The sequence below is a fragment of the uncultured Jatrophihabitans sp. genome (assembly GCF_964244045.1).
Lineage (GTDB): Bacteria > Actinomycetota > Actinomycetes > Mycobacteriales > Jatrophihabitantaceae > Jatrophihabitans.
In genome coordinates this window covers 1-15,010 of record NZ_CAXTHK010000012.1, presented here as the reverse complement: position 1 = coordinate 15,010, position 15,010 = coordinate 1, and the positions used below count along the sequence as shown (strand labels likewise).

The following is a 15,010-nucleotide window of genomic DNA, read 5'->3' as shown; positions in this document are numbered from 1 at the left end:
AGGGCATTGCCCGGTACAGCCGCTCGCATTCGTCCGGTGTGACGATCCGGTACTCGTGCACGGGCACGGAGGGCGTTTGCGCGGTGCGAGCGGGATGGTGACGATCTTGCCGCCCTTGCGAACGACCGTCAGGGTACGATGCCCGCGCTCGGTGCCGAGGGCGTGGATGTCCGAGTCCAGAGCCTCAGAGATCCGCAGCCCGTTGATCGCCAGCAGCGACATCAGCGCATGCCTGTGCGGGCGTACGTAGGTGTCACCGATGCGGACTGGGTACGTCACCTGACCGCAGCGCGCGCCGACGAGGTGAACTTCTGGCGCCCTGCCGGCGACCGCGCGTTTCGCGCCCTATCCATCGGCGAACCGTTCTTCTTCGAGACCCACCACCCTGACAACAAGATCGTCGGCGGCGGGTTCTTCAGCGGCTTCGCGCCTCTGACGATCTCCGAGGCCTGGCAAATCTATGGTGATGCCAACGGCGCTTCGACGCTTGACGAGATGCGGGCGCGCGTGGGCCGGTACCGCCGGGCGCCACTCGCGCCGCACGATGACCCGAAGATTGGCTGCGTCTTCATCCGCGACGTCTCCTTTTTCGACGAGCCGGCTGCGCCGCCGTCCGATTTCGCGCCCTCCGTCGTCCAGAGCAAGACCTATTCGTCTGCAGACCCGAACGTCGCGCCCTACTTCGACCTGCTGTTCCCCCGGTTGGTCGGCGTATCGCTTGAAGTCGACACCGCCGAAGGTTGGCACCGCCCAGGGCCTGCGTTCGGTGACCCACGCCTGGCAACGACACGACTCGGGCAACGCGCCTTCCAGGGCGTTGTTCGCGGCGTCTACTCGCATCGGTGCGCCATCACGGGCGACAAGATCCGGCCAGTGTTGCAGGCCGCGCATATCCGACCGCTCACCAAGGGTGGGGAGCACCGAGTCGACAATGGGCTCTTGCTCCGGTCCGATGTCCACACGCTCTTCGACGCGGGATACCTCGGAGTCGCACCGAACTACAGCCTGGTCGTGAGCCCACGGCTGCGCGGCGAGTTCGGCAACGGCGAGGAGTTCTACCGGCGTGCGAAATCGAGAGAACCCGTCGCGATCCCATCACGCCGACTCGATCGTCCAGCTCGCGAGTTCCTTGAATGGCATCTCGACGAGGTCTTCTTGCAGGATTGAGCTGCAGATCCCAGCCTGCATCTACAGCACATGTCGCTGAGGCAGTACCTCGGCCGGCCCCACCGACCTCGACGTCGGCTCCGCCGCCGCCACCTCGCGCGTTTCGTAGCAACGTAAGCACCACTAGAACGAGAACACCCCATTGCATTACTCAATGTCTGTGGATAACTCCGTGCGGAGGCCCGGGCCGGGTGCTTCGGCGGTCCCGCCAGCTGCGCCCAGGAATCGCTAGTCTCGCCGAGTGCCAGGTCGGATCGAGCAACGCGAACGGCTACGCGCAGGCGTGCCACCGGCGGACGCCGTAGTCGTCGTGCGTGGCAGTTCGGACACGGTCGACAAGCTGCGCCGCCACGCACTCCGGACTGCTCGGGCTGGGCTCTGGACGCATCACCGCTGTTCGGGATCTCCGTTTTCGCGGTCGTGGACCGACCGCTCGACGACGCGCTCCGCGATCGGTTCACCACGTTCCGCCGAGTGCACCTGACCAGCGTCGGAATGCTGAGTCGCGCCGGCTTCGACCTGCTGCCGACCGGTTTGGCGCCGCACTTCACCGTCCGGCTGGCTGGCGCCGAAGACGGCGAGCTTCAACGCTTGCTGGCCGTACTGGGGCCGGCGCGGGACAATAATCAGTACGGCATGTAGCCGCCGAGCGAGAGGAGGCCAGACCATGCACCGAATCGACATCACCGCCGACCTTAACGATGAGGACGACACGGGCTTCGTCTGGACGTTCCTCGACGAGGCTCCTGAGCCGGCGAGCATCACCCCGGGCGCGCTCGTGGTGGCCGGCGACGAAGAAGCGGCAGCTGTGTGCCAGGTCGTGGATCTGGTCCCAGCTGGCGACGGGACCATCGTGCACCTTCGAATGCTTCCGGGCCTGGTCGAGGACTACGTCGCTCTGGCGCAGCGCCAGGCAGTCTGACTCGCTACGACGTTCCGCGGATGCGGCGAAGCGCGGCGAGGGCGGTCTCATCGGCGGTCGGCAGCGTGGGCAGGTACTTCCCGGTCGTGGCAATCGAGCCGTGGCCGAGGCGCTCCTTGACCACTTGCAGGTCGGCGCCGCCGGCGAGCAGCCACGAGGCGTGGGAGTGGCGCAGGTCGTGCAACCGAGGTCGCGGGTCGAGGCCGGCCTCGTCGCACGCGCGCCTCCACACGTGATTGCGGAACCAGTCGCGCGGGAGGTGTCCGTCGGTGTCACGTTCACGGACGCCGCGGGGCGCGTCCAGACCGTCGGCGCGCCGGCCCGCGCGGTACTCGGCGAACGCGGCGCGGCCGTGCGGGCAACGGCAGCGTCCGGCGGTGTAGGCCGACAGCGAGCCGTGTGCGTACGTCCGGGCCGCGGCGTTCGGCTCGGTGCGACCGAGATCCTCGACCGCACGCAACCGGCGACCCGTCGCTGGAGAATGGAGGGTGTCGAAGCGGAAGATCAGGTCGTCCGAGCCGAGGCCGTAATGCTCGACGTGTGCGACCAGTCGGGATACCAGCTCCGGCTCCAGTTTGAACCGCCGGGCGCGCTTGCTCTTCGGGTACGGCTTTACCAAGAACCGCCCGCCGTCAGGGTGGAACTTCGGGCTGAGCTCGACGACGTCGCGGGTGATCGTGACGATGCCGGACGGCGCGTGCAGGTCGGCGACGCGCAGTTCGGTGAGCTCTCCCCAGCGCAGTCCTGAGCCGATCGCTGTCTCGATGAACAGCCGTGCGGAGTCCGACGGCAGTGCGGTCAGCAGCACGTCGAACTCGGCCAGCGTGACGATGCGGTACTCCTTTACCGCGACCGTCGGCGTCTTCACGCCCTTGCACGGGTGCAGCACGATCACAAAGTCGTTGAGGGCGGTCGTGAAGACCGCCGACAGGATGATCTTCTGCTGCCGGATGTTCGCCGCGCTCATCAGCGCCTCGGCGCGCTGCCACGCCTTCTCCGCCTGGCGCCGCGTGGGGAAAGTCCCGGCGTGCCGCACCTTGCCCCGGACGTCCCGGTAGACGGCCGCGCCGGCCGTGCCGCGCCGCTTGCGCACGAATCCCATCGCGATCTCCGTCCTGCCACCGATTTGCCGTCGAACGTGATGGCAGACGCGATGGCGGCTCATAACCCAGAGGTCGTGGGTTCAAATCCTACCCCCCTACACGACGAAGGCCCCGGATACGGGGCCTTCGTCAATCCTCCAAGACCAACATAGTTGATCTTTGAATGTTGAATAGCCGTCAAGTGATCAGTTGTCCACCACCGAGCCCACGGCGCAGGCCAGCGGCGACCCGGGTACTGCTACGCGGTCTGGTGACCGTGAGTCCCGCGAGCATTGTGATCACGTTTGCACGGTGAATGGTTGTTCCGCCCGCTTCGCAGCGACCATTCCGGGTGCAAAGCTGATCAACATACGAGAACGAATGGGTTCAGTCGTCGGAGGCGTCGACGTCGTAGCCGAGCCAGTACGTGCCCGAGACGTCAACGGTCAGGGTGATGGCGATGTCGACGCTCGCGCCAGGGAGCAGCCCACCGACGGGCAGGGGCACGGTGAGGGTCGTGTTGAGGCCGCCGCCGTTCGAGCTCGTCGCCGGATCGTCCGGACTCAGGTTGTGCACCAAGACAGTGGCCCCGCTGCCGAGGGTGACCACAGTGGTGGCGGTGGCGGGATCGGTGGCCCGCAGCTCAGCGGTGCGCGCGGGCACGCTGGTGCGGCCGGCCTGCGTGACACCGTTCGCCTCGCTGATTGCGGAGATCCGTACGTTCGCATTGTGAACGGTGCCGGCGGCGGTGTTCGTGATCGTGCGGCGAAGGGTCAGGGTCCCGGGCGGGCCGGTGATTGCGAGCCGGTTGGGCGTTGCCGTGCTGGCGACCCCCGCATCGAGCAGCGTGGACCTGAGCGTGACGTTGTGCTGGTAGGGGTCGGCGGTGCCGATCGGCGACGGTGATCCCAGGGTGGATTGCGCGCCACCGATCGCGGTCCCCGTCGTCGAGACGAGCTGGAAGTCGGCAGCGTTGTCACCGGAGTTGACGGCCGCGCCGGCGACCTCGGTGCGGACCCAGGCGTACTGGCCGCCGGGGGTGGCACCGGCCAGCGGGGCCAATCCGGTGCCCAGGTGAAATCCGTCGGTCGGCCCGGCAGCGTCGGTCACCGTCGAGTCGGTGTCCGGAGCCAACACCTGCACGCCGCCTGCGCCAATGGGGACGCCGGAATCATCAGCGGTGCCGACAGTGGACAGGGAGTACGTGGGGCCGGTGAGCAGGTAGGACCGGGCAGTGCCGAGCGTCCCGGCGTTCGAGGGCAACGTGGTAGAGGTGCCGACGTCGGTGCGCACGACGAACCCGCCCAGTGGCACGGCCGGACCCGTGTTGCGGAGTTCGACGTAACTGTCGCCGGAACCGGCCGGTCCCGAGGCTCGGAACTCGGTCACGATCACCTCGCCGACATAGGCGTTGACCTGCACCGTGACCGGGGTGGAGTACGAACCGTTGTGGGCGTCGTCCCCGCCGTAGGTGGCGGTGACGACATTGGCCCCGAACGCGGGCAGGACGACAGTCAGCTGCGCCACGCCGTTGGCAAGCACCGCTGAGCCCAACGCCAGCGTCTCGCCGCTGTGTGCGCCGGAGGCCGGCACGTCGGCGAAGCTGACGGACCCGGTCGACGACGATCCGCGCACGACCGCGGTCAGGTCGATCGCGGTGCCGAATCGCGTCGATGGCAGCGACGACGACAGCGCGACCGTCGTGTTGGCCTTCGTGCAGTCCGGGGCGGTGATCGCGTTGGAGTCCATGGTCACCGCCGCGCCGACGGCCAGGAGGTGACCGTCGACGGTCGCACCGGTTGTCGCGGTGATCGAGGCGTGGGCCAGCACCGTCCCGGCGAGGTGGGTGTTCGTCCCGATGGTTGCCGAGGTGCCGAGCTGCCAGAACACGTTGCAAGCACTGGCGCCGTTGCGCAGCTCAACGTTGGCGCTGGCCGCGGTGATGAACGTGCTCGCGGACTGGAACACGAACGTCGCGTCGGGATCGTTCTGTGCGTCCAGCACCACGGTGCCCGTCAGCGCCAGCGCCGTCTCGGCATACACGCCCGGCGTCACGGTTGTTCCGCCCAGATTCGCGGTGGCGCTGCCGGTGGGTACCTGCGCCGCGAAGTGGTCGTAGGCGACGGCCGCGTCGGCGTGGGCCTGCGACGCCTGCGCGTCGCCGGCGTGCAGCGTGCCATTGGTGATCTGGCCCGGAGGGAATCCGGTGATGCTCGTGGTGGGGCTCACCCCGACATCGCCACTGATCGCGGACGGCCCGGTGTTGGTGACGGCCGAGGTGCCGAGGACCGCGAAGCTGGCTGCGGCGCCGAGGGGCGACGATCCGGCAGCGGAAGCGTGGGTTGCGAGACCGACGGTCAGCGCCACTCCCGCGACAACCGGCACGAGAAGTGCCGTGGTCAACAGAGAGATCGGACGGGAGAGATGCATTCGGGGACCGCGTTTCCAGAGCCTGGCACCACGCCGAATCGCACAGAATGGCTCGCAGCGTCACCAGATGCTGCCTCACGAAGACTTTACACCATTGTCACGTGCTTTCGGCTGATGACACGTGCGCCGCCGGTGCGGGTACCTGCTCGCCGTGCGCTTCGTGACGTTCAACATCTCCTCGGGCCGCTCGCTCGCCGACGGCCGGGTCGACGTCGACCGGTTCGCCGCGGTGATCGCAGCATTGGACGCCGACGTGCTGTCGCTGCAGGAGGTCGACCGCGACCAACAACGCTCCGGTGGGGCCGACCTCTGCCGGATCGCGGCCAAGGCAATGGGTGCGCGCCACCACGTCTTCGCCCCAACGCTGTACGGCACGCCAGGGTCCAGGTGGACGGCGGCCGGCGACCGGCCGCAGCGCGGACCTGCCTACGGCTGCGCACTGTTGAGCCAACTCCCGCTGCGCAAGGTGCAGGTGCTGCGCACACCGGCGGCGCCGATCGCGCTGCCGCTGTGGGTGCCCAAGGCGGGCATCCTGGTCGTCCGCGAGGAGCCTCGGGTCGCGATCGTCGCGCAGATCGACCTCGGCGACGGGCACGAGGTGACGGTCGTCGGCACCCACCTGCCGTTCGCGCCCGTGTGGAAGAGCCGACAGCTGCGGCGGCTCGTCCAGGAGGTCCGCGCGCGGCCGGATCCGCTCCTGCTGCTCGGTGATCTGAATCTGCGCGGGGCCGCCCCGGCCAGGATCACCGGTTTCCGCAGCCTCGCCAGTGCGCCCACTTTCCCTGCGCCGCGGCCGCGTCTGCAGCTCGACCACATCCTGGCGCGCGGCGAATTCGGCTCCGTGGCCTCGACGTCCACCCCGTTGGTGGCGGTGTCAGACCATCGCCCGCTGGTCGTCGATCTTGACCTGCTCGAGGCGGTTCGCTCAGGCGGGCGCCCGGGTATCAGACCGGTGGGGCGCACAACCGGTGTTGACCCACGAGCGGAGGAGGACTCCATGCCCGGACTGGACGACATCAAGAAGCTGGCGGACGAGCACGACGATCAGGTCGACAAGGGCCTGGACAAGGCCGGCGACGCGGCAGGGGCGAAGTTCGGCCACGAGGACCAGATCGACAAGGCCGTGGACGCCGCTGAGGAACGTACCGGCGACAAGAACTGACCACGCACTACGAGAAGGACGGCTCGGCAACCGGGCCGTCCTTCGTCATTGTCGGGGCGAGTTGGGGTCGTCGGCCTCGTCCTGCAGGTCCTCGAGCTCCTCGTCGACACGTCGCTTGGCCTTGCCCAGGCCGGGCACCGAGCCCAACAGCTCGTTGAACCCGCGGGACACCGCGATCAACTCCTTCAGGTCCGGCGCCACCGTGCCCAGGCCGGCCAACATCGGCAGGACCTCTTCGAGCTTGCGCAGGACCTGCTGGTGGTCCAGGAAGTCGATGACCGAGTCCACTTGATCGGGCCCGAACCGATCGCTTGCGTAGGCCGCGGTGTCGACCGACCGCTTCAGCAACGGTTCGTAGGTGTCGAGCAAGGACTCGGCCCGGCGGTGCGTCTGGGCGACCTGCCCGATCACCGAACGGGCGGCAAGCTCCGAACCCGATACCCGTTGGACGACGCCCTGCACCTGCGCCTCGCAACCCTCGAGACGGTCCAACAGTGCCTCGAGGCGTTCGACCAAACCGTCCGCGGAGTCCAGCAGTCGGATCACGCGCGGCACCAGCGCGGTGACCCGGCGCGCGAGGTCCGGACCGTGGGCGGCCGCGTCCACCGCCCGGCCCAACGGGTTGTTCGGAACTCGCATGTCGACCTCGATCCCGGGCACACGACGCCGCCCCGGATCTACGTACCCAGGATGGCGACCAACGTGGTCCGAGAACCACGTCGGGCGGGTCGGCCATGCCATCCGAAACGCTGCGTGTCAGAGTCGACGGATGCGGATCGCGGTGGCCGGCGGCACCGGTTTGGTAGGACGGCTCGTGGTGTCGTCGCTGCGTATGGCCGGTCACGAGACGGTCGTGATCAGCCGGACGAAGGGCGTCGACGTCCTGCGGGGACTCGGCGTCGACGAGGCGCTCGACGGCGTTGACGCCGTCGTCGACGTCACCAACACGCCCGGTCTGAGCCGGGCCAAGTCGACGGCGTTCTTCGGCGCCGCTACCCGCACACTGCTCGCGGCGGAGCAACGCACCGGCATCACCCACCACGTCGCGCTGTCCATCGTCGGCGTCGACCGGGTGCCCAGCGGCTACTACCAGGGCAAGTGCCTGCAGGAGCAGTTGATCACCGACGGCTCGACGCCGTGGACGATCCTGCGCGCTACCCAGTTCCACGAGTTCACCAGCCAGTTGCTCGGGCAGAGCATGGGCCCTGTCGCTCCGATCCCCCGGATGCGCTCGGCAACTGTCGCGGCCGTCGAGGTCGCCACGCGGCTTGTCGAGATCGCTACCGGACCGCCGCTGGGCCAGGCGCCCGAACTCGCCGGCCCGGAGGTGCACGAGATGCCCGACCTCGCGCGTCGGCTGCTTCGCCGACGCGGTCAGCGCCGGGTCGTTGTCCCGCTACGACTGCCCGGAGTCGCCGGTCGCGAGATGGCCGGCGACGGCCTGCTCCCCCGGGGCGACGCCACCCGGGGTGTCGTGACCTTCGACGAATGGCTGACCCAGCTGCCGGGCTGACGAACGGTCAGCTCGCTGCCATCCCAGGGTGCGCAGCACGGCGAAGTGCTGAGCAGTCAATCCCGGGTGGGGCGTCGCGGTCGTGAACACGTCTGCGGCCAGGTCGGCGTCCTCAGCCAGCTCGTCGCGTAACTCGTCGAACAGCTGCACCACGACGGGTGAGGCGAGCAGGGCCGCCGCGGCCGCCACCCGCGCCTCCCAGTGCCGGCGGGCCGTGTCACCGGGATCCACGACCAACGCGCGTGATGGCTTGATCCGCGGCTCGCCGGCGAGCAGGTCGAAGGCGGCCGACGACGCGATCAGCGCGTCGTACTCGAACAGCTCTGACCAGGCTGCGTCCCGGGCGTCGGTGAGCGCCGCCCTGTCGTGCACGACGGCGAGCAACTGCGCGACGTGTTCGTCCACCGGCCAGCGCTCATTCGTAGCTGCGTAGCTGGAACCACACCGTCTTGCCGAGCGTCTCCGGCGAGGTCTCGACACCCCACTCAGAGGCGAGCGTCGACACGATGCGCAGCCCGCGTCCGGACGGCTGGTCGGGGGCTGCGTCGCCGGGGACCACCGGCAGCTGGTCGCCGTCGTCGTGCACGCGTACGCCGATGCCCGGCGGTTCGAGACGTAGCTGCAGCGTGATCGCCGGCTGCCCGTGCTTCACCGCGTTGGCGACGAGCTCGGTGACCAGCAGCTGAGCGTCGTACACGAGATCAGGATCGAGGCCTTCGGCGTGCTTGGCCAGGTAACGGCGGGCGAGCGCGGCGGCATCGGGCGAGGGCGGCAGGTCGATACTTGTCGTGACCGGCGCTGGAGATCCAGAACCAGTCACGTCCATAACCTCGCACGCCCGATCAACGAGGCGTCCCCTGCGCGCGCTCCCATGCCAGCAGTAGTGCCCAACGGCGTCGCGCTTCAACCGCAGTATTCGGTGAAAAGCCGCTTTCCACGCAAGAGGGATAGCTGGGCGCTATTGCCCGTCGCTCAAAAGCCGATGGGCAACCCGGCGTAGTTCTCGGCCAAGCCGCCCGCGCCGGCCTCGCTCGAGGTGACCCAGCGCAGCTGGGCGAGCTGTAGTTGAGCGTCGAACGGGTCCTCTCCGGTATGCAACATCGAGGTCATCCACCAAGAGAAGTGCGTGCACCGCCACACCCGGCGCAACGCGCGATCGCTGTACTCATCGGCGGGACGAGGGTCATTGCGGGTCAGCAGCGCGGACAGGGCCGGGGCCAGCAGCGCCACGTCGGCGACGGCGAGGTTGAGACCCTTCGCACCCGTCGGCGGAACGATGTGCGCCGCGTCGCCGGCGAGGAACAGCCGACCGTGCCGCATCGGCGCCATGACGAAGCTGCGCATCGGCAGAACGCTCTTCTCGGTGATCGGCCCAGGGGTGAGCCGCCAGCCGTTCTCGCCGTCGCCGAGGCGGGTGGCGAGGGCCGCCCAGATGCGCTCGTCCGACCAGTCCGCGACGTCGGTGCCGTTCGGCACCTGCACGTACAGCCGGCTGACCTGCGGCGAACGCATCGAGTGCAGCGCGAACCCGTCCGGGTGCCAGGCGTAGATCAGCTCATCGGTCGACGGCGCGACATCGGCGAGGATGCCCAGCCAGGAGAACGGGTACGTCCGCTCCCACGTCTGCCGGGCGTGCTGGGGCACGGCCGCGCGGCTGGGGCCGAAGGAACCATCGCACCCCACGATGACGTCGGCGTCGAGGCGCTGCGGTGATCCCCCGGTATCGGTGTACGTCAGGAAGGGCCGTTCGGTCTCGATGTCGTGCAGCGCGACGTTCGCAGCCTCGTAGACGATCTGCTGGCCGGCCGCCTCGCGCGCCGCGCCGAGGTCTTTGGTGACCTCGGTCTGCCCGTAGACCCAGACGGTGTGGGCCCCGAGGTCGACGAAGTCCAGGTGGTGCCGCTCCCCCGGGTACTGCAGGTAGATGCCGCGGTGCTCGTCGCCCTCGCGCTGCAGCCGCTCGTCCAGCCCGACCGACTTGAACAGGTCGACCGTTGAGTGCTCGAGGATGCCGGCCCGGATCCGAGCCTCGACATACTCTCGGGTACGGCTTTCGACGATGACCGACTCGACCCCGCCTGCAGCGAGTAGATGAGACAGCAGCAGCCCAGCAGGCCCTGCACCGACGATTGCCACCCGAGTGCGCATGACCCCAGTCAACGTGACGCCGCCGATCCCGCGCACCGCGCGCTCTCACTGGACGGAATCACTCGGTCAGCGCTCGCTCGCTGACCAGCGAGCGGGTGATGCCACGCGCTGCTACTTGCAGGGCAGCAACCAGACGAGGACGGTCCCGCTTGAGATCAGCGACCACAAGACCCAGCGCCGCCACCACCGTGTCGCCAGGACCGAGCACCGGCACGGCCACCGAGCAGGCACCCAGGCTCATCTCCTCGACGGTCTGGGCGTACCCGTCGCGGTGCACCCGGCGCAGCTGCTCGCGTAGCCGGCCGGGCTGAGTGATGGTGTACGGCGTGACGCGGGTGAGATTGGCCAGGACGGCACCACGCACGCCGTCGTCGCAATGCGCCAGCAGCACCTTCCCGACTCCTGTCGCGTGCAGCGGCAACCGCGACCCGATCCGGCTGACCACCGGCACCGACGCGTGGCCGGACAGCCGGTCGAGGTACACCACCGACGTGCCGTCGAGCTCCGCCAGGTGGACGGTGGCAAGCGTTGCGCCGTAGAGGTCGTGCAGGAACGGCGAGGCAATGCGGCGCAGCTCGTACTCCACGGGCGCGAGCAGTCCGAGGTCCCACAGGCGCCGTCCGACGACATACGCCCCGTCGACGCCGCGCTTGAGCGCGCCCCAGCGCTCAAGCTCGCCAACGAGACGGTGCGCCGTGGCGATCGGTAGGTCGGCACGCCGAGCGAGCTCGGTGAGGGTGAGCCGCCGGTGGTTCGCGTCGAAGGCGTCCAACAGACCCAGCACCCGTGACGTCACCGTTGCGCCCGGCTCGCCAAGATTGCCAGCCACAGCACGTCCTTCCGTCCAGTTAGCCTTTCGCTCAGTGGAACTGAGTCTGCCACCTCTGCCGGGGTGGGGTCCTAACGTCGGTCCGGTGAGCGAACTGGAGAGTCAAGCCACCATCAGCGCCGAGATTGCCGCGCTTTCCGCTGTCGCCGACACGGCTCCACAACCGCTGATCGACTACCCGCCGTACCGCAGCAGCCGGTTGCGGCACCCGAAGCAGGCGCCGATGACGACCGACCCCGAGGGTGTCGAGCTGTGGGCGCCGGTGTTCGGGGCGCAGGACGTCGCGCCGTTGGACTCCGACCTCACCATCCAGCACCGCGGCGAACCGCTGGGCGAGCGCATGATCGTCACCGGCCGGGTGACCGACGGCGCCGGCCGGCCGGTTCGCCATCAGCTCGTCGAGGTTTGGCAGGCGAATGCTGCCGGCCGCTACGCGCACCAGCGCGACCAGCACCCGGCGCCGCTGGACCCGAACTTCACCGGGGCGGGTCGGGCTCTCACGGATGCCGACGGTCGCTACCGCTTCCTGACCGTCAAGCCCGGCCCGTACCCGTGGAAGAACCACGACAACGCCTGGCGGCCGGCGCACATCCACTTCTCGCTGTTCGGCACCGACTTCACCCAGCGGGTGATCACCCAGATGTACTTCCCGGGCGATCCGCTGTTTCCGCTCGATCCCATCCTGCAGTCGGTCACCGACCCGAAGGCACGTGAGCGGCTCGTCGCCACCTACGATCACGATGTCACCCAGGCTGGATACTGCACCGGCTACCGCTGGGACATCGTCCTCACCGGCGACGTACGAACGTTGACGGAGGAGGACCTGTGACGACCCCTGGGCAGACGATCGGGCCGTTCTTCGGCTACGCACTCCCTTACGTCGGCGGCTCGGACCTCGTGCGGCCCGGTCACCCCGGCGCGATCCGACTGCACGGCCGGGTGCTCGACGGTGACGGCCAGCCGGTGCCCGACGCGCTGATCGAGATCGGCCAGACCGATCCGGGCGGTGCCCTCGTGAACGAGCCAGGGTCGCTGCACCGTGACGGGTGGACCTTTACCGGCTGGGGTCGCGCGGCCACCGACAACGCGGGCCGGTACTCGTTCACCACCCTGCTGCCCGGTGGCCCGAACCCGTTCTTCGCCGTTACCGTCTTCGCTCGCGGCCTGCTCGACCGCCTCGCCACTCGGGCGTACGTCCCGGGCCACGGGTTGGACCCACTGCTGTCCCGCGTTCCCGAGGAGCGCCGGCACACGCTGATCGCCGTGGCCGAGCCGGACGGGCTACGTTTCGACGTCCGCCTGCAGGGGCAGGACGAAACGGTGTTCCTCGCCTACCCCGTGAAGTGACTGCACTGCTCTGGCCCGGTGATCACCGGGCCGGCGCGCTGTTCGACGACGCCGCGGTGCTGGCCGCGATGGTGCAGGTCGAGCGCGCCTGGTTGCAGGCGCTGGTCTCGCTCGGGGTGGCACCGGACAAGGCCGCCGACGAGCTCGACGGGCTGGTCGGTGCCGATGACCTGAGCGGTCTGACGGCAGCCGGCGAGGCCGGCGGCAACCCGGTCATCCCGCTCCTGGCACTGCTGCGCGAGCGACTCGATTCGCCGCAGGCGGCGCGCTGGTTGCACAGGGGTCTGACCAGTCAGGACGTGCTCGACACCGCGCTGGTGCTGTGCGCGCGAGACGCCACGCGCCAGGTGCTGGCCGAATGTGCAGCTCAGGTCGACTCGCTGGCCACCCTGGCCGACACCCATCGAGCGACGCCGATGGTCGCCCGCACCCTCACTCAGCACGCCGTGCCGATCTCGTTCGGCGCCAAGGTGGCGTCGTGGTTGCACGGCGTCCTCGATGCCGCCGACGACGTGCGCGCGCTGACCTTCCCCGCCCAGTTCGGCGGCGCAGCGGGCACGCTGTCCGCCGCCACCGCGCTGACCGGCGACCGGGTGCGGGCGCGACGGCTCGCCTCGATCGCCAGCGTCGAACTCGGTCTCGCCGACCGCGAACCGTGGCACACCGCACGCGCCCCGATCACCCGCATCGGCGCAGCGCTGACCGGTGCGTGCGCGGCGTGGGGCCGCATCGCCAACGACGTGTTGGTGCTGGCCCGTCCCGAGATCGGCGAGCTGGCCGAACCGCTCGTCGACGGTCGCGGCGGGTCGTCGGCCATGCCGCAGAAGGCCAACCCGGTGCTGTCGGTGCTCATCCGCCGCACGGCCCTCGCCGCGCCCGCCCAGCTCGCCCAGCTGACCCTCGCCGCGGCCGAGGCGCACGACGAGCGGCCGGCCGGCTCGTGGCACCTGGAATGGCCGGCGCTGCAGTCGCTGGGCCGGCAGAGCGCGGCCGCCGCCGCGCAGACCAGCGAGCTGGTCGGCGGGTTGCGCGTGGACGTCGAGCGGATGGCCACGAACCTCGCTGCCGGCCGCGACATCAACGCCGAGCAGAGGTCGGCGGCCGAGCTGAGCGGACACCACGACGTCGGCGGGTACGGCACGATCAACCTGCAGATCGATGCGGTCTGCACCCGCGCCCACGCCTGGCTGGACGGACACCGATGACCCCACGACTTGCTGTCACCCCGCTGACGCCGCCCCGTCCACACCGTCCGCTGCTGGTCGTCGGGCCCTCGCTCGGTACGACCGGCGAGTCGCTGTGGAGCGCGTGCGCAGCGCTGCTGGACGGTTTCGAGGTGCTGGCCTGGGATCTGCCCGGTCACGGCCGGAGCGATCCCGCCGACGGCCCGTTCACGATCGAGGAGCTCGCCGACGCGGTGGTGGCGGCCGTTGCGCCTGTCCTCGCCGGGCGGGGCGAGCGCGCGTTCGACTACGCCGGTGACTCGGTCGGCGGGGCCGTCGGGCTGGCGCTGCTGCTGTACCACCCCGAGCGCATCCGCAACGTCACCCTCGCGTGTACGGGCGCGCGCATCGGTTCCGAGCAGGCGTGGACCGAGCGCGCCGCGCTGGTCCGGCGCGAGGGCCTGGGCCCGATGGTCAAGAGCTCGCCGGGCCGGTGGTTCGGCCCCGGCTTCGCCGAGCGCGAGCCGCAACGCGCCGAGACCCTGCTCCGGGCGCTGCGCGACGCCGACCCCGAGAGCTACGTCCTGGTCTGCGAGGCGCTGGCCCGCTTCGATGTCCGCGAGCGCCTCGGCGAGATCACCCGTCCGGTGCTGGCCGTGGCCGGTGAACACGATCAAGCCACTCCGGTCGCGAACCTGCAGGAGGTGGTCGAGGGCATCGCGGGCAGCCGGTTGGCGGTGCTGACCGGGATCGCCCACCTGGCGCCCGCCGAGGCCCCGGAGGTCGTCGCCGGGTTGATCAGCGGTGACGCCCGCACCGCCGAACAGGCTCGGCAGGACGGCATGTTCGTACGCCGAGCCGTGCTCGGCGGCGCGCACGTCGACCGCTCGGGCGGCGACGACCTGACCCGTGACTTCCAGGAGTTCATCACCCAGTACGCCTGGGGCACCATCTGGACGCGTCCGGGTCTCGACCGGCGCAGCCGCTCGATGATCACGCTCACCGCACTCGTCGCCGGTGGCCACTATGAGGAGCTCGCACTACACCTGCGGGCTGCGCGTCGTAACGGGTTGTCGGTGGCCGAGATCCGCGAGGTCCTGCTGCAGACGGCCATCTACTGCGGCGTCCCGGCTGCGAACACCGCGTTTCGCGTCGCGCGCGAGGTGCTGAACGAGCCCGAACCACGGTGAAACTAACCCGGCGCTTTCACGCTGACAGCGTGGTGATCAACTGAAAAGTGCTCCAGG

Annotated in this window: 16 protein-coding genes; 9 read left to right on the top strand and 7 right to left on the bottom strand. The window is 69.5% G+C overall.

The genetic code is table 11. The features are described 5' to 3' along the window. The first annotated feature begins 228 nt into the window (after positions 1–228). From ACFFC4_RS10880 to ACFFC4_RS10870, 3 genes are all read left to right on the top strand, one after another. Positions 229–1,167: an HNH endonuclease gene (locus ACFFC4_RS10880; RefSeq protein ID WP_375500682.1), complete on the top strand. Its 939-nt coding sequence runs from the start codon at positions 229–231 to the stop codon at positions 1,165–1,167. A 420-nt stretch (positions 1,168–1,587) separates the two neighbouring features. Then, a complete protein-coding gene (locus ACFFC4_RS10875) occupies positions 1,588–1,809 on the top strand; it encodes a hypothetical protein (protein ID WP_375500680.1) in 222 nt (73 codons plus the stop codon). A 25-nt stretch (positions 1,810–1,834) separates the two neighbouring features. Next, positions 1,835–2,089 carry a hypothetical protein gene (locus ACFFC4_RS10870; RefSeq protein WP_375500678.1) on the top strand — a complete coding sequence of 85 codons (255 nt, stop codon included), beginning with the start codon at positions 1,835–1,837 and terminating at the stop codon, positions 2,087–2,089. Positions 2,090–2,093: 4 nt separating this feature from the next. On the opposite strand, the gene ACFFC4_RS10865 is transcribed toward ACFFC4_RS10870, so the two are convergent. Together ACFFC4_RS10865 and ACFFC4_RS10860 are read right to left on the bottom strand one after the other, a co-directional pair. Then, positions 2,094–3,191 carry a tyrosine-type recombinase/integrase gene (locus ACFFC4_RS10865; RefSeq protein WP_375500676.1) on the bottom strand — a complete coding sequence of 366 codons (1,098 nt, stop codon included), beginning with the start codon at positions 3,189–3,191 and terminating at the stop codon, positions 2,094–2,096. Positions 3,192–3,558: 367 nt separating this feature from the next. After that, positions 3,559–5,574, bottom strand: a complete 2,016-nt coding sequence (locus ACFFC4_RS10860) for an ice-binding family protein (RefSeq protein WP_375500674.1) — start codon at positions 5,572–5,574, stop codon at positions 3,559–3,561. Positions 5,575–5,722: 148 nt separating this feature from the next. Here ACFFC4_RS10860 and ACFFC4_RS10855 point away from each other — a divergent pair, with 148 nt between their 5' ends. Beyond that, positions 5,723–6,763: an Rv0909 family putative TA system antitoxin gene (locus tag ACFFC4_RS10855; RefSeq protein WP_375500672.1), complete on the top strand. Its 1,041-nt coding sequence runs from the start codon at positions 5,723–5,725 to the stop codon at positions 6,761–6,763. Positions 6,764–6,808: 45 nt separating this feature from the next. Here the strand turns inward: ACFFC4_RS10855 and ACFFC4_RS10850 are convergent, their stop codons facing one another. Then, positions 6,809–7,402, bottom strand: a complete 594-nt coding sequence (locus ACFFC4_RS10850; RefSeq protein ID WP_375500670.1) for a hypothetical protein — start codon at positions 7,400–7,402, stop codon at positions 6,809–6,811. 130 nt (positions 7,403–7,532) lie between these two features. Between ACFFC4_RS10850 and ACFFC4_RS10845 the strand changes: the two genes are divergently transcribed. Next, on the top strand, positions 7,533–8,276 hold the full coding sequence (locus ACFFC4_RS10845; RefSeq protein ID WP_375500668.1) for an SDR family oxidoreductase: 744 nt from the start codon (positions 7,533–7,535) through the stop codon (positions 8,274–8,276). Here the strand turns inward: ACFFC4_RS10845 and ACFFC4_RS10840 are convergent. From ACFFC4_RS10840 to ACFFC4_RS10825, 4 genes are all read right to left on the bottom strand, one after another. Beyond that, a complete protein-coding gene (locus ACFFC4_RS10840) occupies positions 8,160–8,681 on the bottom strand; it encodes a hypothetical protein (RefSeq protein ID WP_375500666.1) in 522 nt (173 codons plus the stop codon). The two genes, ACFFC4_RS10845 and ACFFC4_RS10840, sit on opposite strands and share 117 nt — an antisense overlap. 10 nt (positions 8,682–8,691) lie before the next feature. Then, positions 8,692–9,096, bottom strand: a complete 405-nt coding sequence (locus ACFFC4_RS10835; protein ID WP_375500664.1) for an ATP-binding protein — start codon at positions 9,094–9,096, stop codon at positions 8,692–8,694. 152 nt (positions 9,097–9,248) lie between these two features. Continuing rightward, a complete protein-coding gene (locus tag ACFFC4_RS10830; protein WP_375500662.1) occupies positions 9,249–10,424 on the bottom strand; it encodes a 4-hydroxybenzoate 3-monooxygenase in 1,176 nt (391 codons plus the stop codon). 58 nt (positions 10,425–10,482) lie between these two features. Next, positions 10,483–11,253 carry an IclR family transcriptional regulator gene (locus ACFFC4_RS10825; RefSeq protein WP_375500660.1) on the bottom strand — a complete coding sequence of 257 codons (771 nt, stop codon included), beginning with the start codon at positions 11,251–11,253 and terminating at the stop codon, positions 10,483–10,485. Positions 11,254–11,338: 85 nt separating this feature from the next. Between ACFFC4_RS10825 and pcaH the strand changes: the two genes are divergently transcribed. Genes pcaH through pcaC form a run of 4 tightly spaced genes read left to right on the top strand, consistent with a single transcriptional unit; the run spans position 11,339 to position 14,953 of the window. After that, complete coding sequence (gene pcaH / locus ACFFC4_RS10820) at positions 11,339–12,082, top strand: protocatechuate 3,4-dioxygenase subunit beta (protein WP_375500658.1); 744 nt, start codon at positions 11,339–11,341, stop codon at positions 12,080–12,082. Further along, positions 12,079–12,600 carry a protocatechuate 3,4-dioxygenase subunit alpha gene (gene pcaG / locus ACFFC4_RS10815; RefSeq protein WP_375500656.1) on the top strand — a complete coding sequence of 174 codons (522 nt, stop codon included), beginning with the start codon at positions 12,079–12,081 and terminating at the stop codon, positions 12,598–12,600. Before pcaH ends, pcaG begins: the two co-directional genes overlap by 4 nt. Continuing rightward, positions 12,597–13,805, top strand: a complete 1,209-nt coding sequence (locus ACFFC4_RS10810) for a lyase family protein (RefSeq protein ID WP_375500654.1) — start codon at positions 12,597–12,599, stop codon at positions 13,803–13,805. Before pcaG ends, ACFFC4_RS10810 begins: the two co-directional genes overlap by 4 nt. Further along, positions 13,802–14,953, top strand: coding sequence for a 4-carboxymuconolactone decarboxylase (gene pcaC / locus ACFFC4_RS10805; protein ID WP_375500652.1), 1,152 nt, complete (start codon positions 13,802–13,804; stop codon positions 14,951–14,953). The genes ACFFC4_RS10810 and pcaC overlap by 4 nt, the downstream gene beginning before the upstream one ends. Positions 14,954–15,010: the final 57 nt, after the last annotated feature.